The organism is Roseomonas nitratireducens (assembly GCF_017813355.1).
GTDB classification, from domain to species: Bacteria; Pseudomonadota; Alphaproteobacteria; order Acetobacterales; family Acetobacteraceae; genus Neoroseomonas; species Neoroseomonas nitratireducens.
Window position 1 is genome coordinate 253,115 of sequence record NZ_JAGIYZ010000001.1, and the last position, 25,969, is coordinate 279,083.

The 25,969-nt window shown below is 71.1% G+C and carries 23 protein-coding genes; 7 read left to right on the top strand and 16 right to left on the bottom strand.

Features of this window, described 5'->3' with window-relative positions; genetic code table 11:
• The first annotated feature begins 78 nt into the window (after nucleotides 1-78).
• The gene (locus J5Y09_RS01140) at nucleotides 79-1,032 is read left to right on the top strand and encodes an ABC transporter permease (protein WP_209349871.1); all 954 of its coding nucleotides are present in this window, start codon (nucleotides 79-81) and stop codon (nucleotides 1,030-1,032) included.
• 67 nt (nucleotides 1,033-1,099) lie between these two features.
• Nucleotides 1,100-2,011, top strand: coding sequence for an ABC transporter permease (locus J5Y09_RS01145; RefSeq protein ID WP_209349872.1), 912 nt, complete (start codon nucleotides 1,100-1,102; stop codon nucleotides 2,009-2,011).
• A gap of 332 nt (nucleotides 2,012-2,343) precedes the next feature.
• Here J5Y09_RS01145 and J5Y09_RS01150 read toward each other — a convergent pair whose 3' ends face one another.
• Nucleotides 2,344-2,976 (bottom strand): glutathione S-transferase family protein, encoded by a 633-nt coding sequence (locus J5Y09_RS01150; RefSeq protein ID WP_209349873.1) that lies wholly within the window; start codon nucleotides 2,974-2,976, stop codon nucleotides 2,344-2,346.
• 100 nt (nucleotides 2,977-3,076) lie between these two features.
• On the bottom strand, nucleotides 3,077-4,033 hold the full coding sequence (gene gshB / locus J5Y09_RS01155; RefSeq protein WP_209349874.1) for a glutathione synthase: 957 nt from the start codon (nucleotides 4,031-4,033) through the stop codon (nucleotides 3,077-3,079).
• 202 nt (nucleotides 4,034-4,235) lie between these two features.
• Between gshB and J5Y09_RS01160 the strand changes: the two genes are divergently transcribed.
• On the top strand, nucleotides 4,236-4,874 hold the full coding sequence (locus J5Y09_RS01160) for a hypothetical protein (RefSeq protein ID WP_209349875.1): 639 nt from the start codon (nucleotides 4,236-4,238) through the stop codon (nucleotides 4,872-4,874).
• Here the strand turns inward: J5Y09_RS01160 and J5Y09_RS01165 are convergent.
• Entirely contained in the window at nucleotides 4,807-6,267 is a 1,461-nt protein-coding gene (locus J5Y09_RS01165) for a helix-turn-helix domain-containing protein (protein ID WP_209349876.1), read from the bottom strand. The genes J5Y09_RS01160 and J5Y09_RS01165 overlap by 68 nt on opposite strands.
• Nucleotides 6,268-6,415: 148 nt before the next feature.
• On the opposite strand from J5Y09_RS01165, the gene aceA reads away from it, so the two are divergent.
• A complete protein-coding gene (gene aceA / locus J5Y09_RS01170; protein ID WP_209349877.1) occupies nucleotides 6,416-7,741 on the top strand; it encodes an isocitrate lyase in 1,326 nt (441 codons plus the stop codon).
• A gap of 17 nt (nucleotides 7,742-7,758) precedes the next feature.
• Nucleotides 7,759-7,935, top strand: coding sequence for a hypothetical protein (locus J5Y09_RS01175; RefSeq protein WP_209349878.1), 177 nt, complete (start codon nucleotides 7,759-7,761; stop codon nucleotides 7,933-7,935).
• A gap of 114 nt (nucleotides 7,936-8,049) precedes the next feature.
• Here J5Y09_RS01175 and J5Y09_RS01180 read toward each other — a convergent pair whose 3' ends face one another.
• The 11 genes from J5Y09_RS01180 to J5Y09_RS01230 form a co-directional block, all read right to left on the bottom strand.
• Complete coding sequence (locus tag J5Y09_RS01180) at nucleotides 8,050-10,365, bottom strand: xanthine dehydrogenase family protein molybdopterin-binding subunit (RefSeq protein WP_209349879.1); 2,316 nt, start codon at nucleotides 10,363-10,365, stop codon at nucleotides 8,050-8,052.
• A gap of 67 nt (nucleotides 10,366-10,432) precedes the next feature.
• Nucleotides 10,433-13,558 (bottom strand): efflux RND transporter permease subunit, encoded by a 3,126-nt coding sequence (locus J5Y09_RS01185; RefSeq protein WP_209349880.1) that lies wholly within the window; start codon nucleotides 13,556-13,558, stop codon nucleotides 10,433-10,435.
• A 6-nt stretch (nucleotides 13,559-13,564) separates the two neighbouring features.
• The gene (locus J5Y09_RS01190) at nucleotides 13,565-14,722 is read right to left on the bottom strand and encodes an efflux RND transporter periplasmic adaptor subunit (protein ID WP_209349881.1); all 1,158 of its coding nucleotides are present in this window, start codon (nucleotides 14,720-14,722) and stop codon (nucleotides 13,565-13,567) included.
• A 194-nt stretch (nucleotides 14,723-14,916) separates the two neighbouring features.
• On the bottom strand, nucleotides 14,917-15,750 hold the full coding sequence (locus J5Y09_RS01195) for a universal stress protein (RefSeq protein WP_209349882.1): 834 nt from the start codon (nucleotides 15,748-15,750) through the stop codon (nucleotides 14,917-14,919).
• A 40-nt stretch (nucleotides 15,751-15,790) separates the two neighbouring features.
• The gene (gene phnE / locus J5Y09_RS01200; RefSeq protein WP_209349883.1) at nucleotides 15,791-16,558 is read right to left on the bottom strand and encodes a phosphonate ABC transporter, permease protein PhnE; all 768 of its coding nucleotides are present in this window, start codon (nucleotides 16,556-16,558) and stop codon (nucleotides 15,791-15,793) included.
• Nucleotides 16,555-17,403, bottom strand: a complete 849-nt coding sequence (gene phnE / locus J5Y09_RS01205) for a phosphonate ABC transporter, permease protein PhnE (protein ID WP_245216724.1) — start codon at nucleotides 17,401-17,403, stop codon at nucleotides 16,555-16,557. Before phnE (J5Y09_RS01205) ends, phnE (J5Y09_RS01200) begins: the two co-directional genes overlap by 4 nt.
• 2 nt (nucleotides 17,404-17,405) lie before the next feature.
• Nucleotides 17,406-18,317, bottom strand: a complete 912-nt coding sequence (phnD, locus tag J5Y09_RS01210; protein ID WP_209349884.1) for a phosphate/phosphite/phosphonate ABC transporter substrate-binding protein — start codon at nucleotides 18,315-18,317, stop codon at nucleotides 17,406-17,408.
• A 120-nt stretch (nucleotides 18,318-18,437) separates the two neighbouring features.
• Complete coding sequence (locus J5Y09_RS01215) at nucleotides 18,438-19,619, bottom strand: MFS transporter (RefSeq protein ID WP_209349885.1); 1,182 nt, start codon at nucleotides 19,617-19,619, stop codon at nucleotides 18,438-18,440.
• Nucleotides 19,620-19,623: 4 nt separating this feature from the next.
• Entirely contained in the window at nucleotides 19,624-21,012 is a 1,389-nt protein-coding gene (locus tag J5Y09_RS01220; protein WP_209349886.1) for an FAD-binding oxidoreductase, read from the bottom strand.
• Nucleotides 21,013-21,078: 66 nt separating this feature from the next.
• Complete coding sequence (locus J5Y09_RS01225; RefSeq protein WP_209349887.1) at nucleotides 21,079-21,891, bottom strand: FkbM family methyltransferase; 813 nt, start codon at nucleotides 21,889-21,891, stop codon at nucleotides 21,079-21,081.
• A 65-nt stretch (nucleotides 21,892-21,956) separates the two neighbouring features.
• Nucleotides 21,957-22,808: a dimethylarginine dimethylaminohydrolase family protein gene (locus J5Y09_RS01230; protein ID WP_209349888.1), complete on the bottom strand. Its 852-nt coding sequence runs from the start codon at nucleotides 22,806-22,808 to the stop codon at nucleotides 21,957-21,959.
• A 173-nt stretch (nucleotides 22,809-22,981) separates the two neighbouring features.
• Between J5Y09_RS01230 and J5Y09_RS01235 the strand changes: the two genes are divergently transcribed.
• Together J5Y09_RS01235 and J5Y09_RS01240 are read left to right on the top strand one after the other, a co-directional pair.
• The gene (locus J5Y09_RS01235; protein ID WP_209349889.1) at nucleotides 22,982-23,740 is read left to right on the top strand and encodes an HpcH/HpaI aldolase family protein; all 759 of its coding nucleotides are present in this window, start codon (nucleotides 22,982-22,984) and stop codon (nucleotides 23,738-23,740) included.
• A gap of 4 nt (nucleotides 23,741-23,744) precedes the next feature.
• Complete coding sequence (locus tag J5Y09_RS01240; RefSeq protein WP_209349890.1) at nucleotides 23,745-24,212, top strand: acyl-CoA thioesterase; 468 nt, start codon at nucleotides 23,745-23,747, stop codon at nucleotides 24,210-24,212.
• A gap of 10 nt (nucleotides 24,213-24,222) precedes the next feature.
• On the opposite strand, the gene J5Y09_RS01245 is transcribed toward J5Y09_RS01240, so the two are convergent.
• Nucleotides 24,223-24,927, bottom strand: coding sequence for a class I SAM-dependent methyltransferase (locus J5Y09_RS01245; protein ID WP_245216725.1), 705 nt, complete (start codon nucleotides 24,925-24,927; stop codon nucleotides 24,223-24,225).
• Nucleotides 24,928-25,040: 113 nt separating this feature from the next.
• The gene (locus tag J5Y09_RS01250) at nucleotides 25,041-25,916 is read right to left on the bottom strand and encodes a DMT family transporter (RefSeq protein ID WP_209349892.1); all 876 of its coding nucleotides are present in this window, start codon (nucleotides 25,914-25,916) and stop codon (nucleotides 25,041-25,043) included.
• Nucleotides 25,917-25,969 lie beyond the last annotated feature (53 nt).

Consider the following 25,969-nt stretch of genomic DNA (forward strand, 5'->3'; position numbering starts at 1 on the left):
GGGTGGGGTCCCATCCCGGGGGCTTGGTTCCGCCCGCCGCGGCCGTGCCGCGGCGGGGCTTCTTGAGGGGATGAGCGGATGTTCTTCTACCTGATCAGGCGCATCCTCTACGCGATCCCGATCGCGCTGGCGGTCGGGTTCGTCTGCTTCATGCTGGTGCAGATCGCGCCGGGCGACCCGATCAACGCCATCGTGCCGGCCGATGCGCCGGGCGACGTGGTCGAGCAGGTGCGGCGCGACTACGGGCTCGACAAGCCGCTGCCGGTGCAGTTCGGCATCTGGCTGATGAAGGTGGTGCAGGGCGACCTCGGGCGCTCGCTCGCGACCGGGCGGAGCGTCTGGTCGGACCTGTCCTCGGCCATCTCCAACACGCTGATGCTCGCGCTCGTCGCCTCGATGATCGGCTTCGTCCTGGGCTGCATCCTGGGCGGGCTGGCGGGCACCTTCCGCGGATCGATCATCGACCGCGCGGCCGTCACGATCGCGGTCGCCGGCGTCTCCGTGCCGCATTACTGGCTCGGCATGGTGCTGGTGGTGATCTTCTCGGTGCAGCTGAACTGGCTGCCGGCGATGGGCGCGGGCCCGGGCGGGTCGGCCGACTGGGTCTGGAACTGGGAGCACATGCAGCACCTGGTGCTGCCCGCGGTGACGCTCGCGGTGATCCCGATGGGCATCGTCACGCGCACGGTGCGCGGCATCATCGCCGAGATCATGAACCAGGAATTCGTCACCGCGCTGCGCGGCAAGGGGCTGACGCGGGCGGGGATCTTCCTGCACGTGGTCAAGAACGCCGCGCCGAACGCGCTGGCCGTGATGGGCCTGCAGCTGGGCTACCTGATGGGCGGGTCGATCCTGGTGGAGACCGTCTTCTCCTGGCCGGGCACCGGGCTGCTGCTGAACAACGCGATCTTCCAGCGCGACCTGCCGGTGCTGCAGGGCACCATCCTGGTGCTGGCGATGTTCTTCGTCGCTCTGAACCTGGCGGTGGACCTGGTGCAGACGGCACTCGATCCCAGGATCAAGCGCGCGTGACCCGCGAACCGGATCAAGCGCGCGCGTTCCGCGTGACGAACCAAGCGCCCCCGAGGGGAGACGGACCATGAGCACCGCCACCACCCCGACCGCCGCGGAAGCGGAACTCGCCGTCCAGGCGCGGCAGGCCGTCGCGAAGTCCCAAGGCTACTGGGCCGGCGTCTGGAAGCGGCTGCGCCGCGACCCGGTGACGATCGGCTGCGCGATCGTGCTGCTGGCGATGCTGCTGGTGATCGTCTTCGCGCCGCTGGTCGCGCCGCACGATCCCTACCAGGGGTCGATGATCCGGCGGCTGCGCGCCATCGGCACGCCGAACTACATCCTCGGCACGGACGAGCTCGGCCGCGACATGCTGACGCGGCTGATCCATGGCGGGCGGCTGTCCTGGTTCATGGGCATCACGCCGGTTCTGCTGGCCTTCGTGATCGGCACCTTCCTCGGCGTGCTCGCGGGCTTCGCGGGCGGCAAGGTGAACATGGCGATCATGCGCGTCACGGACGTGTTCTACGCCTTCCCCTCCGTGCTGCTGGCGGTCGCGATCTCGGGCGCGCTGGGCGCGGGCATCGTGAACGCGATCCTGGCGCTGACGCTGGTGTTCATCCCGCCCATCATCCGCGTGGCGGAGAGCGTGACGACCGGGGTGCGCAACCTCGACTTCGTCGATGCGGCGCGCGCTTCGGGCGCTTCGGCCTTCACCATCGTGCGGGTGCATGTGCTGGGCAACGTGCTGGGGCCGATCTTCGTCTATGCGACGTCGCTGATCAGCGTGTGCATGATCCTCGCATCGGGGCTGTCCTTCCTCGGCCTCGGCACCAAGCCGCCCGAACCCGAGTGGGGGCTGATGCTGAACACGCTGCGCACGGCGATCTACGTGCAGCCCTGGGTCGCGGTGCTGCCGGGCGTGTGCATCTTCGTCACGTCCATTTGCTTCAACCTGCTGAGCGACGGGCTGCGGCAGGCGATGGATGTGAAGGGCTGAGGCCCTTCGCATCCATCGCTGCCATTTGTCTGGCACGCCTTGCGGCGTGACGGATGTGAAGCGCTGAGGCTCTTCGCATCCATCGCTGTCATTTGTCTGGCACGCCTTGCGGCGTGACGGATGTGAAGGGCTGAGGCTCTTCGCATCCATCGCTGTCATTTGCCTGGCACGCCTTGCGGCGTGACGGATGTGAAGCGCTGAGGCTCTTCGCATCCATCGCTGTCATTTGTCTGGCACGCCTTGCGGCGTGACGGATGTGAAGGGCTGAGAGCCCTTTACGCCCATCGCTGGTGTGTTCTTGCCACGGTTCGAGGGGGCGGCGCCCCCGCGCGTCACGTCAACCTGGGCGCCACCCAGCGCCGGAACCCCGGCCTTTCGCCCAGCGTCGCGTACCAGGCCGCGAGCGCGGGCAGCACGGGCATGCCCTCCACCCGCACCTCCTCCCCGAACCAGCGCCGCGCGTAGCAGCCCAGCACGATGTCCGCGATCGTCATCGTCGCGCCGTCGATATACGGCCCGCCATGCTTGGCGATATGCGCATCCAGCATCGTCCAGCAGGCGCCGGCGGCCTTCATCGCCGCCATCACGGACGCCATGTCGCGCTTGTCCGCCGGCGTGCGCACCAGGCCCCAGAACAGGTTCCGCTCCGCGGGGCCGAGCGTGGAGAACTGCCAGTCCATCCAGCGGTCGGCCGAAGCCCGCGCCGCCGGATCGGCCGGGTACAGCGCGCTGCCATGCTTCATCGCGAGGTAGCGCAGGATGGAGTTCGATTCCCACAGCACGAAGCCGCCATCCTCGATGGTCGGCACGCGCCCGTTCGGGTTCATCGCGCGATAATCCGGCGTGTCGACCACGCCATGCTCCATGCCGGCCTCGGCGCGCTCATAGGGCGCGCCGACCTCCTCGAGCATCCAGAGCACCTTCTTGACGTTGACCGAGTTCACCCGGCCCCAGAGCTTCAGCATGGCGTTCCTCCGCGCACGGAAAGACGGGGCAGGGCACCTCCCCCGAATCCCCCGCCGTCAGTGCCCAAAAGGCAAAAAAGGAGGGGGGCTCGGGGGGAGTTCACCTCCCCCCGACCTTCCCCTCGATCGCATCCCATATCGCGCGTTCCAGGTGCACCCCATCGAAGCGCGCGATCTCCTGCAGCCCCGTCGGCGAGGTGACGTTGATCTCGGTCAGGTAACCGCCGATCACGTCGATGCCGACGAAGATCATGCCGCGCTTCTTGAGTTCCGGCCCGATCGCCGCGCAGATCTCGCGCTCGCGGTCCGTCAGCGTCGTGGGTTCGGGGCGCCCGCCGACATGCATGTTCGACCGTGCCTCGCCCGCCGCGGGCACGCGGTTGATGGCGCCCATCGCGACGCCGTCGACGAGGATGATGCGCTTGTCGCCCTCCCGCACCGCGGGGACGTATTTCTGGATCATCAGCGGCTCGCGGGAGCGTTCGGTGAACATCTCCACCAGCGAGTTCATGTTCGGGTCGTCCGGGCGCAGGTGGAAGACGCCCGCGCCGCCATTGCCGAACAGCGGCTTGATGATGATGTCGCCGTGCTCGCTGCGGAACTGCGCGATGCGCCGCCGGTCGGCGGTGACCATGGTGACGGGCATCAGCTCGGGGAAATGCGTGACGAACAGCTTCTCGGGCGCGTTGCGCACCTGCGCGGGGTCGTTCACCACGAGCGTGCGCGGGTGGATGTGCTCGAGGATGTGGGTGGCCGTGATGTAGGCCATGTCGAAGGGCGGGTCCTGGCGCATCAGCACCACGTCCGCGCCTTCGCCGAGGTCGAGTTCCTCCTCCGCGCCCAGGGTGAAGTGGCGGCCGTGCTCGCGGCGCACCTCGATCGGCTTCGCCCAGGCGGTGACGCGCCCGCCGCGGAGTGCCAGGTCGCGCACATGGTAGTGCCAGAGGCGATGGCCGCGCGCCTGGGCTTCGAGCATGAGCGCGAAGGTGGAATCGCCGTCGATGTTGATGGATTCGATCGGGTCCATCTGGACCGCGACGCGAAGGCTCCGGGACATGGGTCTTCCTCGTCCTGCTTGGATGCCGTGGTGCCATTGCCGGCGCGATTGCGCCAGGGGCGGCGGGAAGGGTCGTGAGATTCGTTAATCTCGCGCACAGTTTTCTTCACCTCTGGCGCCGCGTCGGCCATAGGTTTCCGCAAGGTTAAGGCCCCAGCAGCGGCAGGACGCCGCACCCCTCCCGCGTCCGTCGAGTGCCGCCATGCCGACCAGCCCCACCCCCTGGGCGATGGAGGAGCCGCCGCTCCCCCTGCCTGCCGAGATTCTCGTCGCGGGCGGGGATGCGCCCCTCTGGATTGCGGAGACGGCCACCGGGCACGCGGTCGCCGAACCGCCGGCGACGGATGTGGCCGCGAGTGGTGTCGTCGCGCCCCGCGTGGAGCCGCCCATGGCGGTGGATGTGGCCCCGCAGGCACGACCCTCCGGCACGGGCGGGGTCTCGGCCGCCATCGCCGACGGCGCGAGTCCGGGCCGCGATGACGCGCCGCGGTTGGTCGTCGATGCGCCCGCATCCGATTCCGCGACGCAAGGCGGCATGCCGTGGGAGACGGAGGTCGAACCGCCCGCCGAGGACGCCTTCCCGTCCCTCGCCGCGCTCGACGCCATCCGTGCCGCCTTCGCCGCAGATCCGCCCGGCCCCGACGCGGCCGCGCGCGCCGACTTCGCCGCGCTGCTCGGCCTCGACTCCGCCCTCGCCGCGGAGGAAGCGGCCTTCCTCGATGCGCTGCGCGGCGCGCCGGCGCCGGATGGCGCCGCGCTGCTCGCCGAATGGCTCAGCGAGGCCGTCGCGCGCGAGCCGCCGGCGTGGGCGCTGCCGGCGCCGGACTGGCCGCTCGGCTGACGCCGCCCGTCTCGAAGCGATAGGGCGCGGCGCCCTCCACGGAGGGGTCGAGCACCAGCCGGTGCTCGAGCGGCGGAAAGGCGCGGGACCGGCAATCGGCGCGGTCGCACAGCCGGCAGGACAGCCCGATGCCGACCCAGGCGGTCTCCAGGTCCAGCCCATCCGCATAGACCAGGTCCGGCGCGCGGGAGATGTCGCAGCCCATCGCCACGACATGCACCGGCGGCGGCTCGCCCCAATGCGCCGCAGGCCCCTGCACGGTGCGCGCGACGGTCAGGAAGGTCGCGCCATCCGGCAGGCGCGCCACCTGCACGCGGATGCGGCCGGGTGTCGCGAAGGCCTCATGCACCACCCAGCGCGGGCAGGATCCGCCGAAGCGCGCGAAGGGGAAGCCGGCGGCGGAAAAGCGCTTGCCGACATTGCCCGCCGGATCGACGCGCAGAAAGAAGAAGGGCACGCCGCGCGCGCCTTCCCGCTGCAGGGTGGACAGGCGCTGCGCCGCCTGTTCGAAGGACACGCCGAAGCGCGAGGCCAGCGCCTCGATGTCGTGGCGCAATTCGCGCGCCGCGGAAAGGTAGGGCGCATAGGGCATCAGCAGCGCGCCGGCGGCGTAGTTCAGCAGGCCGATGCGCATCATCTGCGCCGCTTCCGGCGTCGATGGTTCCGCGCCGGCCATCGCGGCGTCCAGCGCGTCCCGCGCTTCCAGCAGCATCAGCGTGAAGGCCATCTGGAAGCCGCGGGATTCGCGCGGCAGCGATTCGGAAAGATGCAGCGTGCGCGCCGCCGCGTCGTGCCGGCGCATCGCCCCTTCCAGCGGGCCGACCGTGACCGTCAGCCCGTGTTCGCGGCGCAGCCTTTCGGCGATGGCGTGGTTCATCTCGGCCGGGCGCGCGCCGAGTTCCCGCCCGATCGCCTCGGCCGCGGCTTCGAGCGTGGCGAAGTGGTTCGCGCGGTCGTGGAAGAAGTCGCGCGTCTCCTCCGTCGGCAGCAGGATGCGCCGGCCGGTGGGCAAGGCGAGGCCGGAGGAATCCTCCCGCGCCACGCGCCAGGCGCGATACAGCGCGAGCATGGCGCGCGCGGCGTTGGGCGCCGATGCGGCCAGCGTCGCGACCTCCTGCTCCGGGATTTCCTCGAGCCCGAGCATCGGGTCGGACAGCACTTCCCGCAGCCCGGACTCGAGCTGCCGTTCCGCGCTGCCCGACAGCACCGCGAGCTCGACGCCGAGCGTTTCCGTCAGCTTGATCAGCAGGCTCGCCGTGACCGCGCGCTGATCGTGCTCGATCAGGTTGAGGTAGGAGGCGGAGATGCCCAGCCGCGCGGCGAGCGCCTGCTGCGTCATGCCGCGCTCGGCGCGCAGGCGACGGATGGTTCGGCCGATCAGGGGGCGTGCCATGCTTTACAGCCTTCACAAAACAGCCCCGCCGCGCGTGCGAAACTGCACCGTGTTGCGGCGTCGGACGCAGGATCGCTGGTGATTTGGGACCGCGCAATGTGAATTATTCACGGGCGCCGGACGGTCCGGCCTGGAGTTCACCAGCCCCATGCGCCCCAACACCTCTCCCTGCTTCGCCCCGGACGGGTCCGGCGGCGGCATCCCGCCCCAGGATCCCGAGCGCTTCGCCGGCATCCGCCGCGACTACACGCCGGCCGATGTCGCGCGCCTCGCCGGGTCCTTCGGCATCCGCCACACCTTGGCCGAGAACGGCGCGCGGCGGCTTTGGCACCTGCTCAGGACCGAGCCCTTCGTGAACACGCTGGGCGCGCTGACCGGCATGCAGGCGCTGCAGCAGGTCAAGGCCGGGCTGAAGGCCATCTACCTTTCCGGCTGGCAGGTGGCCGCGGACGCCAACAGCGCGGGGCAGATGTATCCCGACCAGTCGCTGTATCCGGTCGATTCCGTGCCCAAGGTCGTCAGCCGCATCAACGCCTCGCTGCGCCGCGCGGACCAGATCGCGACGATGGAACGCCTCGACGGCAAGGCGGATGACCGCACCCACTACATGGCGCCGATCGTGGCCGACGCCGAGGCCGGCTTCGGCGGCGCGCTCAACGCCTACGAGCTCATGCGCGCCATGATCGAGGCCGGCGCGGCCGGCGTGCATTTCGAGGACCAGCTGGCGTCCGAGAAGAAGTGCGGCCACCTCGGTGGCAAGGTGCTGGTGCCGATCAGCCAGCACATCCGCACGCTGAACGCCGCGCGCCTCGCCGCCGACGTGGAGGGCGTGCCGACCGTGCTGCTCTGCCGCACCGATGCCGAAAGCGCGCAGCTGCTGACGGCGGACGTGGACGAGCGCGACCGGCCCTTCATCTCCGGCGAGCGCACGGCGGAGGGCTTCTTCCGCATCAAGCCGGGCGTCGGGAAGGACTACGCGATCGCGCGGTCGCTCGCCTACGCGCCCTATGCCGACCTGCTGTGGTGGGAGACGTCGGACCCCGACCTGCAGGATGCGCGCGACTTCGCCGAGGCGATCCACCGCGAATTCCCGGGCAAGATGCTCGCCTACAACTGCAGCCCGTCCTTCAACTGGCAGCGGAAGATGGGTGTGGAGGCCGCGGCGCGCTTCCAGCGCGAGATCGGCGCCATGGGCTACCGCTTCCAGTTCGTCACGCTGGCCGGCTTCCACAGCCTGAACCTGTCCATGTTCAACCTCGCGCGCGGCTACGCCGAACGCGGCATGGGCGCCTACAGCGAATTGCAGCAGGCCGAGTTCGCCGCGGAAAGCGAAGGCTTCACCGCCGTGCGCCACCAGCGCGAAGTCGGCGTGTCCTATTTCGACGCGGTGGCCATGGCCGCATCCGGCGGCCGGGCGAGCACCACCGCGATGGCCCATTCCACCGAGGCGGCGCAGTTCGCGCCGTCTCATTGAACAAGGGGAGACGATCCATGAGCAACGAACGCCACCACGATGACGGCCTGGTGCACGGCCACCGCTGGGCCACCGAGCCGACGCGCCGCCCGCAGCCGCGGGTCATCCCGGCGCCGCGGGAGGATCATGACGACGGGCTGGTGCATTCGCACGGCTGGGCGTGCGGGGAACGGGGAAGGCCGACGCACGGGTGAAAACAGGAAGGGGGAGAACGGAACTTCTCCCCCCTTTGTGCTGACGTCCGTCGTCAGCGCCCAACAGACAAAGAAGGGAGGGGGAGCGGGGGAGGTTCTCCTCCCCCGCACGCTTCAAGCCGCCGAAAGCGCCTTCCACACCACTTCGGGCGTCGCCGGCATGTCGACCACCTTGCCGCCCAGCGCATCCACCAGCGCGTTGATCACCGCCGGCGGGGAGCCCACCGCGCCGGCCTCGCCCGCGCCCTTCACGCCGAGCGGATTGGTCTCGCAGGGCACCTCGATCAGATCCACGTCGATGTCCGGCAGGTCGTCCGCGCGCGGCAGCGCGTAGTCCATGAAGGACGCGGAGAGCATCTGCCCGCTCTCCGGGTCGAACACGGTGCGCTCCATCAGCGCCTGGCCGATGCCCTGCGTCACGCCGCCATGCACCTGGCCGCGCACGATCAGCGGGTTCAGCGCATGGCCGACATCGTCCACCACGATGTAGCGCGGGATGGCGACGATGCCCGTCTCCGGGTCCACCTCCACCTCGGCCACGTGGCAGCCATTGGGGAAGGTGTGGGACTTGATGTCGGCGGTTTCCTGCGCGTCGAGCAGCGTCACCTCCTGCCCCGCCGCGGCCTTCTTCCGCTGGATGGCGGCGAGTTCGATGATGCCGACGCCGCGGTCCGTGCCGACCACCGCGAAGCGACCTTCGCCCGGCGTGAACTCGATGTCCGCGACCGAGGCTTCCAGGTGCTCGGAGGCCGCCTTCTTGCCCTTCTCGACCACCGAGGCGGTGGTGACGAGGATCGCCTGGCCTTCGGAATAGAGGCTGCGCGCCCCGCCCGTGCCGCCGCCATCGGGCAGCGTGTCGGAATCGCCCTGCTTCACGCGGATGCGCTCCACGGGAATGCCCAGCTCGTGGCTCGTCAGCATGGCATAGGCGGTCTCGTGGCCCTGGCCGGTGGACTGCGTGCCGACATAGACATCGACATAGCCGTCATCGGCGAAGCGCACGGCGGCATTCTCGGTCGGCCCGCCGCCGGTGGCTTCCAGGTAGTAGGCGAGGCCGATGCCGCGCTTCTTGCCGCGCTTCGCCGCGTCGGCGCGCCGCGCCTCGAACCCCGCCCAGTCGATCTTGCCCAGCGCGGTGTCCATCAGCTTGGCGAATTCGCCGGAATCGTAGCGCTGGCCCATGGCCGAGACGTAGGGCATGGCCGAAGCCGGGACCATGTTGCGGCGGCGGATCTCGATGCGGTCCATGCCCATGTCGCGCGCCGCGGTGTCGATCAGGCGCTCGACCAGGTAGTTGCTCTCGGGCCGGCCGGCGCCGCGATAGGCGTCCACCGGCACGGTGTTCGTCATCACGCCGATCACCTGCGCGTGGATCGCCTGGAAGCCGTAGACGGAGGCCAGCACCTTCGTCCCCGCCCCGGTCGGGATGAAGGGCGCGAAGGTGTTCAGGTAGGCGCCCATGTTCGCCCAGTTCTTGGTGCGCAGCGCGAGGAAGGTGCCGTCCTTGTCGAGCGCCAGCTCGCCGACGGTGATGTTGTCCCGCCCATGCGTGTCGGACTGGAAGGCTTCCGTGCGCTCGGACGTCCACTTCACCGCGCGGCCGAGCCGGCGGGCGGCGAAGCAGACCAGCACGTGCTCGGCATAGAGGAACAGCTTCATGCCGAAGCCGCCGCCGACATCCGGCGTGACGACGCGGAAGCTCTCCTTCGGCACCTTGAACACGTTGTCGGCAAGAAGGTTGCGCACCAGCCAGGAACCCTGGGTGTTGGTGGACAGCGTCCAGTGCTTCTTCGCCGTGTCGTAGTCGGCAACCGCGGCGCGCGCTTCCATGCTGGCGACGACGACGCGGTTGTTCACCACCGTCAGGCGCGTGACGTGGGCGGCCTTGGCGAACAACTCCTCCGCCTTAGCCTTGTCGCCGGCGTGCCAGTCGAAGCAGGTGTTGTCCGGCGCGCTCGCCCAGATCTGCGGCTGGCCGGGCTGCCAGGCGGTGGCGAGGTCGGTGGCCGAGGGCAGGATCTCGTACTCGACCTCGATCGCCTCGGCCGCGTCGCGGGCGGCGGCGGCGGTCTCGGCCACCACGAAGGCGACCGGGTCGCCGACATGGCGGACCACGTCCTCGGCCAGGGCGAGGCGCGGCGTGTCGGACACCGGCGTGCCGTCCACCGACTTCAGCGGAATGAGGCAGGGCAGCGGCCCGAGCCCGTCCGCCTTCAGGTCGGCCGCGGTGTAGACGCCGAGCACGCCCGGCATGGCGGCGGCGGCCGCGGTGGAGATGGAGGCGATGCGCGCATGGGCGTGCGGGCTGCGCAGCACCGCGCCCTGGGCCTGGCCCGCGACCGCGATGTCGGCCGTGTAGCGGCCGTCGCCCTTGAGCAGGCGCGGATCCTCCACCCGACGGATGGACTGGCTGAGGCCGAACTTCGCCATGCTGACGCTCCCCGAACGATATCTCGCCCGCATCATCTGCGATGCGGGGCGGGGAAGGGAAGGGGGGTCAGGGGGTGCGGCCGAAGACGGCCTTGGACTTCTCCCGGATGGACTGGAACACGACGTAGAGCATCGGGATCACGAAGATGCCGATGAGCGCGGCCGCCAGCATGCCCCCGAACACCGCCGTGCCGACCGCCCGGCGGGACATCATCGCCGCGCCTTCCGCGAAGACCAGCGGCACCAGGCCGAGCACGAAGGCGATCGAGGTCATCATCACCGCCCGGAAGCGCAGCCGCGCGCCCATGATGGCTGCGTCGCGGATGGACAGGCCTTCCTCCCGCTTCTCCTTGGCGAATTCCACGATCAGGATGCCGTTCTTGGCCGCGAGCGCGATCAGCACGACCAGCCCGATCTGGGCATAGATGTCGAGCGGCATCTTCGCCACCAGCAGCGCGAGGAAGGCGCCCAGCACGCCGACGGCGACCGACAGCAGCACCGGGATCGGGATCACCCAGGATTCGTACAGCGCGACCAGGAACAGGTAGGCGAAGGCGACCGCGAGGGCGAGGATGTAGACCGTCTGCCCCGCCGCCTGCTTTTCCTGGAAGGCGGTGCCGGTCCATTCGTAGCCGTAGCCGGTGGGCAGGATGCGGCGGGAGAGGTCCTCCATCGCCGCGAGCCCGTCGCCGGAGGACACGCCCGGCCGCGGCGCGCCCTGGATCGAGATGGCGCGGTAGTTGTTGTAGCGGAAGATGGTCTGCGGCCCGACGCGCGGGCGGGTTTCCGCGATGGCGCGAAGCGGCACCATCTCTCCGCGCGAGTTGCGGACATGGATGCGCCAGATGTCCTCGATGTCGTCGCGGTCGGCTGCTTCCGCCTGCAGGTTCACCTGCCAGGTACGCCCGAACAGGTTGAAGTCGTTGACGTAGAAGCCGCCGAGCGTGGCCTGCAGCGCCTGGAACACGTCCGAGATGCGCAGGCCCAGCGCCTGCGCCTTGTCGCGGTCCACATCGAGGAACAGCGTCGGGTTGGTCGCGTTGAAGGTGGAGAAGACGGCGGCGAGCCGCGGGTCCTGGTTCGCCTGCACGATCAGGCCGAGCATGGTCGCGCCGAGTTCCGCCGGCGGCCGGCCCTCATAGTCCTGCAGGATGTATTCGAAGCCGCCGCCGGTCCCCAGGCCGATGATCGGCGGCAGGTTGAAGGCGAAGACATTCGCCGTACGCACCGCCTGGCCCGCGCCGAAGACGCGCCCGATCGCGGCCTGGACCGACATCTCGGCCGTGGTGCGTTCCGCGAAGGGCTTCAGCCGCCCGACGAGGAAGGCGGAATTGGACTGCGCGCCGCCGTCGATCAGCGAGAAGCCGACGATGGCGAGCGTGCCCTGCACGGAGGGGATCTGGCGCAGGATTTCCTCCACCTGCACCACCGCTTCGCGCGTGCGCGCGACGGAGGCACCCTGCGGCAGCTGCACCTGCACGAAGAAGGCGCCCTGGTCCTCCTGCGGCAGGAAGCCGGATGGCGTGCGCAGCGAGAGCTGCCAGATGCCGGCCGCGAAGCCCGCGGTCAGCAGGATCGAGAGTGATGAGACGCGCACCAGCCGCGAGACCGTCCCGGCGTAGCGGTCCCGCGTCCAGTCGATGCCGCGCAGCCAGCGCCCCATCAGCCCGCCGCGTTCCCCGTGATGGGCGCGCAGGAACATCGCGCAGAGCGCGGGCGACAGCGTCAGCGCGTTGATCGCGCTGATCACCATCGCCGCGCTGATCGTCACCGCGAACTGGCGGAACAATTCGCCCGACAGGCCGGGGATGAAGCCGATGGGCACGAAGACCGACAGCAGCACGAGGGTGATGGCGATGATCGGCGCGGTGATCTGCGCCATCGCCTTCTTGGTCGCCTCGGCGGGGGTGAGGTCCGGCTCCTCCGCCATCACCCGCTCGACATTCTCGACCACGACGATGGCGTCGTCGACGACGATGCCGATGGCGAGCACCATGGCGAGCAGGGATATCGTGTTCGCCGAATAGCCGAGCGCGAGCAGGATGATGAAGGTGCCGATCAGGCTGACCGGCACGGCGATGGTCGGGATGACGGTGGCGCGCAGGTTCCCCAGGAACAGGAACACCACCACCACGACCAGCAGGAAGGCTTCCAGCAGGGTCTTGATCACCTCCCGGATCGTGTCCGTCACGAAGTCCGAGGTGTCGAAGAAGACCTGGTGGTTCACGCCCGAAGGGTAGCGCGTGCGCATTTCCGCCAGCGTCTCGCGCACCGCCGCGGCGGCCGAGACGGCGTTGGCGCCGGGTGCCAGGTAGACGCCGAAGGTCACGGCTGGCCGTCCGTTGAAGCGGCTTTCCGTGTCCATGCTGGCGGCGCCGAGCTCGACGCGCGCGACGTCGCGCACCCGCAGGCTCGACCCGTCGGGGTTGGCGCGGATCAGGATGTCGCCGAATTCCTCGGGCGAGGTCAGGCGCCCGCGCGTCTCCAGGTTGATCTGGAACTGCTGCTCCTCGGGGATCGGCCGGGCGCCGATGCGGCCCACCGGCGCCTGGACGTTCTGCGCCTGGATCGCCGCGACCACGTCGGATGGCGTCAGGTTCAGGCTGATCAGGCGATCGACCTCGAACCAGATGCGCATGGAATAGTCCATGCCGCCGAACAGCGTCACCTGCCCCACGCCCTGCACGCGCGCGAGGCGGTCGAGGATGTTGATGGTGACGTAGTTTGAAAGAAAGAGCGGCGAATGCTCCCCGCTTTCCGAATAGAGGAAGACGAATTGCAGGATGGCCGAGGATTGCTTGCGGACCGTCACGCCCTGCCGCTGCACTTCCTGCGGCAGCCGCGCGAGCGCCGCCTGCACCCGGTTGTTGACGTTGACCGTCGCGATGTCCGGGTTGGTGCCGAGGGCGAAGGAGATGTTGAGGCTGTAGGAGCCGTCATTGGCGCTGTTGGACCGCATGTAGATCATGCGGTCGACGCCGTTGACCGAGGCCTCGATCACCTGCGCGACCGTCTGTTCCACCACGGCGGCCGAGGCGCCGGGGAAGCGCGTGGTGACGGAGACCTGCGGCGGGACGATGTCCGGCAGCTGGGAGACGGGCAGGCGGATCATCGCCATCAGCCCGGCAAGCGCGGTCACGATGGCGACGACCATCGCGAGCCGCGGGCGGTCGACGAAGACGGCGGAGAACACGCGCGGTCAGCCCCTTCCGGGTGCGGCGCGCGGCGTCGCCGGCGCGGGGTTCACCGGCTGGCCGGGGCGCACGCGCTGCAGCCCCTCGACCACCACCGTCTCGCCGCCAGCCAGGCCGTCCTCGATCACCGCCGTCGCGGCGCCGGTGGACCGGCCGAGGCGGACATTGCGCCGTTCGGCGCGGTTGCCCTCGCCCACCACGAAGACGAAGGATCCCTGCTGGTCCTGCAGCACGGCCGCGCGCGGCAGGGTGATGGCCATGACCGGCTCCGCCCCCTCCACGCTGACCGAGACGAACTGCCCGTCGATGAGTTCCCGCGGCGTGACGGGCGTAGTGCCGCCGTTGCCGCGGCGCACCGGGTTCGGGATCAGCGCGCGGACCAGGATCGTGTCGGTGTTGCGGTCGATCTGGTTGTCGACGAAGTCGATGCGCCCGGGCTCGGGATAGGCGCGGCCATCGGCGGTGCGGATGCGCACCAGCACCGCGGCCGGGCCGCCGCGCCCTTCGAACCGGTTGCGCAGTTCGAGCGCGGTGCGCTGGCTGACCGCGAAGGCGACGCGCATCGGGTCCTGGCTGACGATGATCGCGAGCGTGCCGGCATCCGGCCCCACCACGTTGCCCGGCGCGAGGTTGGATCGCCCGATCTGCCCGGCGATGGGCGCGGTGATCTCGGTGTAGCCCAAGTTGATCTGCGCCACCCGCACCGCCGCCTGCGCCGCGAGCACATTGGCCGCGGCGGTGCGTTCCAGCGCCTGCGCGTTGTCGAGCGCGACCTGCGTGCCCGTGCCTGTCTGCCGCAGTTCCCGCGCGCGGGCGAGCGCGACGCGCGCGTTCTCCACCGTCGCGGTCGCGCCGGCGAGGCTCGCCTCGGCCTGTTCCAGCTGCGCCTCGAAGGGCGCGCGCTCGATGCGGTACAGCACGTCCCCGGCCGCGACGTCGCCGCCTTCGCGGTAGAGCCTTTCCTGCAGGAAGCCGGTGACGCGCGCGCGGATGTTGACGCGGTCCGTCGCCTCGACGCGGCCGACGAACTCCGTCGTCTCGGTGACGGGACGACGCTCGGCCGGCATCACGCCCACGGCGGGCGGGCCCTGCGGCCCGAACTGCGCCCATGCCGGCGCCGCGGTCGCGAGAAGCAACGTCAACAGGCCGGCCGCAAGCCGCATCGATCGATCACCTCGTGCAGGAACATCCCGTCATGGGACGAGATCGTCGGCCGATGCAAGTGTCCTCATGTTACGATGCAGCAGCGTGCGCGATTGCATGCACGGCGTCCCGCAAGATCATGGCGCGCATCGCGCGCGGCACGGCAAGAAATCGCCGCGCGCATCGCATGTCGGCGCAAGGAGATGGCGCGTCGCTAATGCGCGACGAAAACCGCGCAGGGTGCCGCGCGCAGCAGCTTCTGCGTCGCCGATCCGGTGAACAGCGTGCGCAGCCCCGAATGTTCATAGGCGCCCATCACCAGCAGCCGCGCGGGCATCGCCGCCGCCTCGGTCAGCAGCGCATCGACCGGATGCGTGCCGGTGACGGGCAGCGCCTCGGCCGCGATGCCGTGGCGGCGGAGGAAGGCCGCGCCCTCGCCGGCCAGCCGCGCCGCGGCCGCCGCATCCTCGTCCAGCGACAGCACCTTCGTCGGCGAGCCTTCCGCCAGCCCCAGCAGCGCGAAGAGCTGCAGCGCGCGCATCGCGGGGATCGACCCGTCATAGCCCACCAGTACGCCGCCTTCGGCCGGCGGCGCGCCGGGCGGGACGACGAGCAGCGGCCGCGCGCCGTCATGCAGCAGCGCCTCGATCACCGGCGCGAGCCCGTGCTCCGTCTCCTCGAGACCGAGCGTCGAGTCGCGGCCGATCACCACCAGGTCATGCGCCGCGCCGGCGGCGAGCAGCGCGGGTTCCGGCGCCTCGGTCAGGCGCAGGCGTTCGAAGCCGAGATCCCCCGCGGCCGCCGCGCAGGCGGCGAAGGCGGCCTCGGCCTCTTCCTCCAGCCGCCGGGCGCGTGCCGCGTCGCGGCGTTCCTTGAAGGCGCCGCCGCCGGGCGGGACCGCCTCATGCGCATCCATCGCATGCGGCCAGTCGAGCACGGTCGCGGCCGCCAGCGCCGCGCCGGTGCGGCGCGCCAGCGCGATGGAGTGGTCGCGCGCCGCGACGGCGCCGGGCGTGTCGTCGAGGGCGACGAGGATGCTGCGGATCATGGCCCAAAACGCTAGCGCGGAACCCCGGCCGCGCGAAGCCTCAGGGGCGGATCAGCCGCAGCCGCGCCATCCGGCTCAGCCGGTCGATGGCGGCGACCATCAGCAGGATCATCAGCACGATGAAGGCGGCCTCGTCCCAGTTGTTGATGCGGATGCGGTCGGACAGCGCGAGCCCGATCCCGCCCGCCCCCACCACGCCGAGGATGGTCGAGGACCGCGCGTTGGATTCGAGCGTGTAGAGCACCTGGGAGAGCATGACGGGTGCGACCTGCGGCAGCAGGCCGAGCCGCACCGCCAGGCTGCGCCCCGCGCCGGCGGCGCGCACCGCTTCCACCTGGCGGCGGTCGGCGCCTTCCAGCGCCTCGCTGAACAGTTTTGCCAATGTCCCCGTGTCCGGCACCGCGAGGGCGAGGATGCCGGCGAAGGGCCCCATGCCGACCGCCGAGACGAAGATCAGCGCCCAGACCAGCGTGTCGATGCCGCGCAGCCCGTCATAGACCCGGCGCGCCGAGAAGCGCAGCAGCGCGCTGCCCACCACATTGCCCGCGCCGAGCAGCGCGAGCGGCAGCGCGGCGAGTGCCGCGAGCAGCGTGCCGAGAAAGGCCATGGCCATGCTCTCGGCGAGGCCCCGCAGCAGGTCCGGCAGCGCGCCGCCCGGGCTCGGCGGCCACATCAGCACCAGCAGCCAGCCGAGGCGCGACAGCCCTTCCCAGATGCGCGCGGGCGTCGCGTCCACCCGCCACAGCGCGGCGGCGAGCAGCAGCGCGCCGGCGGCGAGCACCAGCGGCGTCGCGGGGATGCGCCTCATGCGCCGATCACCCGCCGGCGCAGCCTGCCGCAGAGCAGGTCGATCGCCGCGACGGTGGCGAGGATGAGCACCAGGATCGCCGAGATGTCCTGGTACTCGAATTGCCGCACGGCGAGGTACAGCTCCTCCCCGATCCCGCCGGCGCCGACGATGCCGAGCACGCTCGCCTCCCGCACGTTGATCTCGAAGCGCAGCAGGCCGGTGCTCAGCATGCCGGGCAGGGATTGCGGCAGCACGCCGAAGCGCATCTGCGCGGCCCAGCCGCCGCCCGTGGCGCGCACCGCCTCGACCGGGCCGAGGGCGGCGTTCTCATGTTCCTCGGCGAACAGCTTGCCGAGCGCGCCGGCGGAATGCACCGCGATCGCCAGCACGCCCGCGAAGGGGCCGAGGCCGAAGGCGTAGACGAACATCAGCGCGAGCACGAGCGTCGGCACGGTGCGCGCCAGTTCCAGCGACCGCCGCACCACGGCCACCACCGCGGGCGGCGCGAGCGTCGCCGCGGCGGGGAAGGACAGCGCCAGCGCCACCGCCCCGCCCAGCACCGTGCCGGCATAGGCGATCAGCAGCGTGTCGCCGAGCAGCGGCAGCCAGTCCGGCAGCCCCCACATCCAATAGGCGAGGTCGGCGCCGAGGCTCTCCCACCGCAGCGCCGGCAGGGTGCGCGAGACATAGTCCCAGGCGAGCGGCAGGCCACGGGCGAGGCGGCCGAGGCTGACCTCCCCCACCCAGGCGGCGAGCAGCGTGGCCGCCAGAAGCGCGCCGCCGCCCAGCGCCAGCGACAGGCGATGCCGCGCGCGCGCCGCGCGGAACCGCCCCTCGGCGGCGAGGACGGCGGCGGAGGCCAAGGTCAGGAACGCCGTTCCCGCCGCCGCGCCGCGTTCTCCTCGAGGATCGCCATGATGTCGAGGTAGTCCTCGTGCTTCGCGGGCACGAGGCCGCGCGCGTTGGAGGACATGTCGCGGAAGGCGGGCGCGTCGCGCTCCGGCAGGGCGGCGAGCGCCGCCGTCACGTCGCGGCGGAAGGCTTCCGGCAGGTCCATCCGCAGCACGATCGGCGAATTCGGGATGAGCGGCGAGGTCCAGATGACGCGCACCTGGCCTTCCGGGATCATCCCCTTCTCGACCATGCGCTGGAAGGTGTTGCGGCGCTCGTTCGAGTACGCGACGACGGCGGCGTCGAAGGTGCCGTTGATCACCGCCATCACGTTCTGCTCGTGGCTGCCGGCGAAGCCGGTGCGGGCGAAGAAGGTCGCCGGGTCCATCCCCTGGCGGCGGAGGAACCAGCCCGGCACCTGGAAGCCGGAGGTCGAGTTCGGGTCGCTGAAGCCGAGCGAGCGGCCGCGCAGGTCCTCCAGCCGCCGGAAGGGGCTGTCGGCCTTCACGACCATGACGGAGTGGTAGCCCTCCATCCCCTCGTTATCGAGGTAGCGGAAGATCGGCGCGACGCGGTCGCCCATCACGCGGCGGGCAAGCCCGTAGGAGGCCGGGCCGAGATAGGCGAGCTCGGCATGGCCCGAGCGCATCGCCTCCACCACCGCCGCGTAGTCCGACCCGCGGAAGACGCGGAAGGGCACGCCGAGCTCGCGCGCCATGTAGGCCTGGACGCCCTGCAGGCGGGCGATCGCGTCGCGCTCGTTCTCGACCGAGATCATGCCGAAGCGGACCTCGCGCAGCGTCGCACGCCAATCCGCCTGGGCGGCGGCGGGGCGCGGCAGCAGGCCGAGCGCGGGCAGGGCGAGGGCGGTGCGGCGTGCGATCATCGGGGCATCCTCCGGCAGGCGTGACCCGCCGCGTGCCACGGGGCCCGCGATGCTTCGATGACGGTCGGATGAAGAAGCGATGACGCCGCGCGATGGCGCCGACAGGTGCCCCGCTTGTCCTCAGCGCGGTCCCGGCAGGCGCAGGAACAGCAGCGTGCAGGCCACCAGCCCCGCGGCGAAGACCAGCAGCGCCGCGCCGATCCCCGCCCAGGCGGCGGCGAAGCCCGATGCCGCCTGGAACACCGCCGCCCCACCGAAGAAGGAGATGTTCATCGCCGACAGCGCGCGGCCCACCCGTTCCGGCGGCACCGCCGCGCGCACCAGCGCGAAGCAGATCACCTGGAAGGAGATCACCAGCCCGAAGGCGACCAGCAGCAGCGCATCCGCCACGACCGGCAGCCCCGCAGCCCCGGCCGCCACCATCGCCACGATCGCCGCCGCGCCGCCGAGATGCCCGCCGACGAGCAGCCCGCGCCGCCGGTGCTGGAAGCGGCGTTCCAGCAGCCCCGCGATCGCCGGGCCCGCGATCAGCGCGAAGGTGCAGAGCAGCAGCACGTTGCCGGCCTCGATGCGCGACAGGTCGCGCACCTCCATCAGCCAGGGCCCGCCCCAGAGCCCCCGCACGCCGAGCACCGCGGCGAAGGAGGCGAAGGCGATGACGACCGGCCCCCGGATCTCCCGCGACAGGCCGAGGGCGACGACGTCCCGCGCATCCTCGGCCAGGCTGCGCCGCGCCTGCATCCCCGTCCGGCTTTCGCGCACCAGCAGCGCGACGGCGGTCGCGGCGCCGGCGGCGAGCAGCGCGCAGGCGAGATAGCCCGCGCGCCAGCCCACGGCTTCCACCAGCAGCGCGAGCGGGCTGGCCGACAGCAGCATGCCGGTATTGCCGAAGGCCTGGATCACCCCGCCCCACAGCCCGAACTTCTGCGGCGGCAGGTGCTTGGCGGCATAGGTGACGGGGCACATCAGCATCCCCGAGCAGCCGATGCCGAGCACGCATTGCGCCAGCAGCATCGACCATGGCCCTGTCGCGACGGCGCCGAGCAGCGCGCCGGCGCCGGCGATCGCCATCAGCGCGAGCGCCGTCGGCTTCACCCCCCAGCGGTCGAGCGCGACGCCCACGGGCAGCATCGCCAGCGCGAAGGCCGCCGGGAAGGCGCCGGTCAGCGCCGCCAGCCCCTCCGCCGTGACGCCGAGGTCCCGTTGCAGCACGTCCGCCGCCAGCGCCGGCACGGTGCGCACGGCGTTGGAGAAGACATGGCCGAGCGCGAGTGCCAGGACCGAGAGGCCGAGCAGGTCCAAGGCGTCAGTTCCGGAACATCTTCCCCGGGTTGAGGATGCCGCGCGGATCGAGGCTCGTCTTCAGCCCGCGCATCACCGCGAGCGCCTCCGCCCCGTGTTCCTGCTCGAGGAATTCGCGCTTGCCCAGGCCGATGCCGTGCTCGCCCGAGCAGGTGCCCCCCAGGGCGAGCCCCTGCGCGACGATGGCGCGATCCAGCGCCCAGGCGCGCTCCAGCGCCTCCGGGTCGCCCTCGGGGAAAAGGATCAGGCAGTGGAAATTGCCGTCCCCGACATGGCCGACGATGCAGGATGTCAGGCCGCTGTCCCTCGCCGTCGCCTTGGCGCCGACCACGGCTTCCGCGAGTCGGGAGATGGGGACGCAGACATCGGTGGTGATGCCGCGATGGCCCGGCTTGAGCGCGACCGCGGCCCAATAGGCGTCGTGCCGGGCCTGCCACAGGCGGTTGCGTTCCTCCGCTTCCGTCGCCCAGGCGAAGGAGGCCGCACCGAAGTCGCGCGCGATCGTCTCCACCGCCGCCGCCTGTTCGCGCACCGCGGCGGGGCTGCCGTGGAATTCCAGGAACAGCGTCGGCGCCGCCGCGAAGCCCGTGAGCTTCGAATAGCGGATGCAGGCTTCCATCTGGTCGTCGTCCAGCAGCTCGATCCGCGCGACGGGGATGCCGGACTGCATGACGGTGATGACGGTCTCGACCGCCGCTTCCAGCGTGGGGAACTGGGAGACGGCGGCGCTCACCGCCTCCGGGATGCCGTGCAGGCGCAGCCGGACCTTGGTGATGACGCCGAGCGTGCCCTCGCTGCCGATGAACAGGCGCGTCAGGTCGTAGCCGTTCGACGCCTTGCGCGTGCGCCCGCCGGTCTCGATCACGCGGCCATCGGCCAGCACCACCTCGAGCCCCAGCACGTTCTCGCGGATCGTGCCGTAGCGCACCGCGTTGGTGCCGGAGGCGCGCGTGGCGCACATGCCGCCGATGGTGCAGTGGCTGCCGGGATCGACGGGGAAGAACATGCCCTTGTCGCGCAGGAAGGCGTTCAGCGCCTGGCGCGTCACGCCGGGCTCGATCAGGCAGTCCATGTCCTCCTCGTTCACCTCGAGCACCGCGGTCATGCGCGACAGGTCGAGCGAGACGCCGCGGCGCACCGGGTTCACATGGCCTTCGAGGGAGGTGCCGGCACCGAAGGGCGTCACCGCCACGCCGTGCTGGTGGCACAGCGCGAGCAGGCGGCTCACCTCCTCGGTCGTCTCGGCGAAGGCGACGGCGTCGGGCAGGGTGGGGGGCGTGGTGTCCTCCCCCCGGCTGTGCTGTTCCCGCACGGTCCGGTTCACGCTGAGCCGATCGCCCATGAAGGCGCGCGCCGCGCTGATCACGGCTTCGACGGCTTCGCTCGCATCCATGGCGGTCCTGTCCCCGGCTGGCGTCCCGCCTGCCAGGAACGACGTTTCGCGCGGCTTTTCAAGCCGTCAGGCGGCCAGGGCCGCGCGCCAGCCGGGGCGGGTGCGATGCACCGCGACATGGTTGGGGCCGCGGAAATCCTCGGCTTCCGGCCGCCAGGGGGCGAAGGCGACGCCATGCGGATAGAGCTTGCCCAGCTCGTACCCCGCGGCGCCGAGCCGCGCGTGGAAGTCGCGCAGCAGCACGCGGCTCGTGATGTTGGCCATGCCGTATTCGAACTGGATCACGCCGATCCGCCCTTCCGCGAGCATGGCGCCGAAGCCGTCCAGCACCTCCGGCTCGCCGCCCTCCACGTCGATCTTGAGCAGGTCGATGGCGTCGATGCCGTGGTCCGCGCAATGGGCGTCGCCGCGGCGGATGCGGCCTTCCATCCGCTCGGCCGGCGCGGCGTGGATGCCGGCATCGACCAGCCGCGTCGTCAGCACGTCGAGCCCCGGGCGGAATTCCAGCGCGATGCCGCGGTCGGCCTCGCCGAGGCCATAGGCCATCACGGCGCAACGCGGATGCGCGCCGAGCGATGCCGCCAGGACCGCGGCGGTGGGCGGCGCGATCTCGAAGGCATGCACCCTTGCATCAGGGAAGGCGTCCAGCGCCGCGCGCGACCATTCGCCGCGATTGGCGCCGACGTCGAAGACCATGCGCGGGCGAAGCGGGGCGAGGCGGCGCAGCAGCGCGACCTCCCCGTTCCGGGCCATGTCGAAGTCGTTGTTCTCGTAGCCGTCGAGATAGGCGCGCGCGGCCGCCGCCATCGCGCCCGAGAGCGGCCAGCGCCGCTGCCCATGCCGCCGCAGCGCCCCGAGCAGCCGCCGCCCGACCCCCATGCCCGCATCCCCCGCGATGATCGGCGAAGGCTAGGGCGATGTGTCCGACATCGCAACGAAATGGATCACGTCCCTTCCCGCCGCAGCGGGCAGGTCAGGCAATGCGGGCCGCCGCCGCCGGCGGTGAACAGCGACAGCTCCGGGTCCAGCACCGCCAGCCCTTCCGCGCGCAGCGCCGCGTTCAGCGCCGCCGAGCCGCGCGCCGAGACGACCCGCCCACCGCCGAGGGCGAGGATGTTGCAGCCCAGCGCCATCGCGTCCCGGTAGGGGACGGGGATGCAGCGGATGCCGTGCCCCGCCAGCCAGGCGAGGAAGGCCGGGTCGAGCACGTCGGTGCAGGCGACCGCGAGACCGGGCGCGGCCATGCAGAACAGCACGTCGAGGTGGAGGAAATGCTCGTCGAAGACCTCGATGCGCGCCTCCCAGCCCTCGGCCCGCAGCCAGCCGGCCAGTTGCTCCGCGCCGGCGAGGTCGGTGCGGCCGCCCGAGGCGCCGATCACGGCGACGCCGGGCTTCAGGATGTGGACGTCGCCGCCTTCGAGCGTGCCGGCGCTCGACTTCCGCCAGAAGCGGCCTTGGTGGAAGTCGATGACGGCGGCGTATTCGCCGCGGCGCTGTGGGCGTTCCAGCTGGGCCAGCACCGGGCCCCAGGGCGTCACGAAGGCGGAATCGCGCGTGTAGGCCATGTAGGGGAGATGCGGTTCGGGCGGCAGCACATGCACCGTGGCACCGCCCTGGCGCAGGGCGTGGACCAGTTCCGCGTGCTGCGCGGCAAGCGCGAGCGGCGCGGGCTGCTGCGCCTCGGCCAGCGTCCGCTTCACGATCGTGTTCGTCGGGATCCAGCGGTAATGGTCGGGCGGGCAGACCAGGACGTCGGTCAGCGCGCCGGTCTCGGAGGCGACGGTCCAGGCGGTCATGCGCCCAGCGTGCCGCGCGCGCCGTGCCCCGTCCAGCCGCGCGTACGGCGCGCGCCGGCCAGGACAAGCGAGCATGTCTGCGCGGCCGGGAAATCCCGGCGGGTGGATTTCCACCTGCCGGGAGATTGCGCTAGCGTCCTGCCATAGCAGCCAGCACGAGAGGAAACGGCGCCATGGCGAATGCGGTCAAGGAAGCGTGGAAGGCCGGCAAGGCCGTGGTCAACGGGTGGCTTGCCATCCCCAACGCCTTCAGCGCCGAGATGTATTCGAAGTGCGGCTGGGACAGCGTGACCGTCGACATGCAGCACGGCGTGCAGGACTACCTGTCCTGCGTCGCCTGCTTCCAGGGCATCCAGCCGTCCGGCGCCGTGCCGATGGTGCGCGTGCCGTGGAACGAGCCCGGCATCGTCGGCAAGGTGCTCGACGCCGGCGCGATGGGCGTGATCTGCCCGATGGTGAACACGCCCGAAGAAGCCCGCGCGCTGGTGCAGTACAGCAAGTACCCGCCGGCGGGCACGCGCTCCAACGGCCCGATCCGCGCCGGCGCCTACGGCTCCTCGGGCAACTACCAGAAGACCGCGAACGACGAGATCCTGGTGATCCCCATGATCGAGACGAAGACCGCGATCGAGAACATCAAGGCGATCCTCGACGTGCCCGGCATCGACGGGATCTATGTCGGCCCGTCCGACCTCTCCTTCTCCTACGGCAAGGAGCCGAAGCTGGATGTCGAGGACCCCGAGATCCTCGCCATCTACGACATGCTGCTGGCCGAGACCGGCAAGCGCGGCATCGCCGCCGGCCTGCACAACGGCTCGCCCGCCTATGCCAACCGCATGATCAAGAAGGGCTTCAAGCTCGTCACGATCGCCAACGAGGTCGGGCTGATGTGCCAGGCCGCGACGGCGGCGGTGAAGGCGGCGCGGGGCTGAACCCATGGACGGCGCGGCGAAGCACCTGCCCAGCCGCGCCGACTTCCGCTTCTTCCTGGCGCATCGCGTGCGCTACGTGGAACTCGACACCCAGGGCATCGTCTTCAATGCCCATTACCTGACCTGGTACGACGAGGCGGTGTCGGACTACATCCGCGCCGCCGGCTGGGACTACCAGGCCGAGGTGAAGCGCACGGGCGCGGATTTCCACGTGGTGCGCGGGCTTGTCGAATACCGCATCCCGCTCGGCCGGAAGGCGGAGATCGAGATCGGCGCGCGCACGACGCGCATCGGCCGCACCTCCATCGCCTTCCAGCCCGCGGTCTTCGCCGCCGGGTCGGATGCGCTGCACGCGACCGGCGAGATCGTCTGGGTGCTGACCGACCAGGCGACGCGGCGCCCGGTGCCGATCCCGGGCGTGCTGCGCGCTATGCTTTCGGCCTTCGAGGGGCGGGACTTCCCGGCGCCGTAGGGCGGCGCCGCTATTCCGCCGCCAGCGCCTGGGCCACGACCTGCGGGTTGCGCACCTGCACCAGGGTGAAGATCCCGGCGGGCGGGCAGGCTTCCATCGACTCGACCTCGGCGATCTCGGGGTCGAGCAGGTCGCGCAGCGCGAAGTCCGGATGCCAGCCGAGCCGGCGCGACAGCGGCGCCATCGCGCGTTCGACCCACCACCGCGGCCCGCCTTCGGCGGCGAAGTGGTTCACGAAAAGAAGGTGGCCGCCCGGGCGCACCACGCGCGACATCTCGGCGTAGAGCCGCTTGGCGTCCGGCACGACGGAGGCGGTGAACATCGCGACCGCGATGTCGAAGGACCCGTCGGCGAAGGCCATGCGCTCCGCGTCCATCTCGAGCAGGCCGCGGACATTGCCGAGCCGCTGCTCGGCGACGCGCTCATGCGCCTTCTCGAGCATGTCGCGCGAGAGGTCGATGCCCACGACCTGGAGGTCGCGGCGATAGAGCGGCAGGGCGAGCCCGGTGCCCACCCCCACTTCCAGCACGCGCGGCCCGGCGAGGCGATTGACGGCGGCGACGGCGCGGCGCCGGCCGAAGCCGGACACCCCCCCGAACACCGTGTCGTACACGCCGGCCCAGCGTCGATAGGCCTCACGCACGCTGTCGGCGTCGAGCGCCGCGCGCGCGTGCCCACGTTCCTCGGCCCCTTTGGCCAATTGGATGTCCGCCATCCTGTCCCTCATGCGCGGGTCGCCGTGGCGACCGCGAGGCGCGCTCCGATGCTCCCCGGCGCGAACACGCCTCGCTAGACCAGCAAGGGCGCGGGCGCAAGCGCTTCGCGCGGTCAGCCCTGCGGATCGCGTGTCCGGTCCGGCAACGCGACGAGCACGCCGCCGGCGGCGATCACCACCATGCCGGCCAGCGTGATCGCGTCCGGCACGTCGGAAAACACCAGCACGCTGGCGAGCACGGCCCAGATCATCTGCGTGTAGGACATGGGTGCGAGCAGGCTGGCCGGCGCGCGGGCGAAGGCCATGACCAGCAGCCCGTGCCCCGCGCCGCCGAGGATGCCCAGCAGCACCAGCGCGCCCCAGCCGCCGGCAGAAGGCCAGGTCCAGTCGAAGGGCAGGGCCGCGGAGGTGACGATCGCCGCGGCGAAGGAGGTGTGCAGGATGGTGGTGCGGGGGTCGTCGATCGCCGCGAGTTTCCGCGTCAGGATCTGGTAGACGGCGAACAGCGCGGCCGTGCCGAGCGGCAGCAGCATCGCCCAATGCACCGGTTCCCCGGCAAATAGGAAAGGCGGGCGCAGCAGCACGAGCACGCCGACCAGCCCGATCGCGACCCCCGCCCAGCGCCGCCAGCCCACCCTTTCGCGCAGCCACAGCGCGGCGAGCGCCACGGTCAGCAGCGGCGAGGCGAAGCCCACCGCCGTCGCATCCGCGAGCGGGATGTGCACCAGCGCGGTGGTGAACAGCCAGTTGCAGGCGGCGAGGATGAGGCTGCGCAGCGTCTGCGCCCCCGGCGCGCGCGACCGCCAGGGGAAATGCCCCGTGACGATGCGCAGCACGAGGGCGACGGTGACGAAGCCGAACAGGAAGCGCGCCCACATCACCTGAGGCACGGCGAAGGACGCGGTCATCAGCTTGATGATCGTGTCCATGGCGACGAAGGTCGCGAGCGCGGCGAGCTGCAGCGCCACCCCGGCAAGGCGTGATTGCATGCGGCGCCAGTCTTGCCGCAACCCCGCCGCCGCGAAACCCACCATCCGCGCCA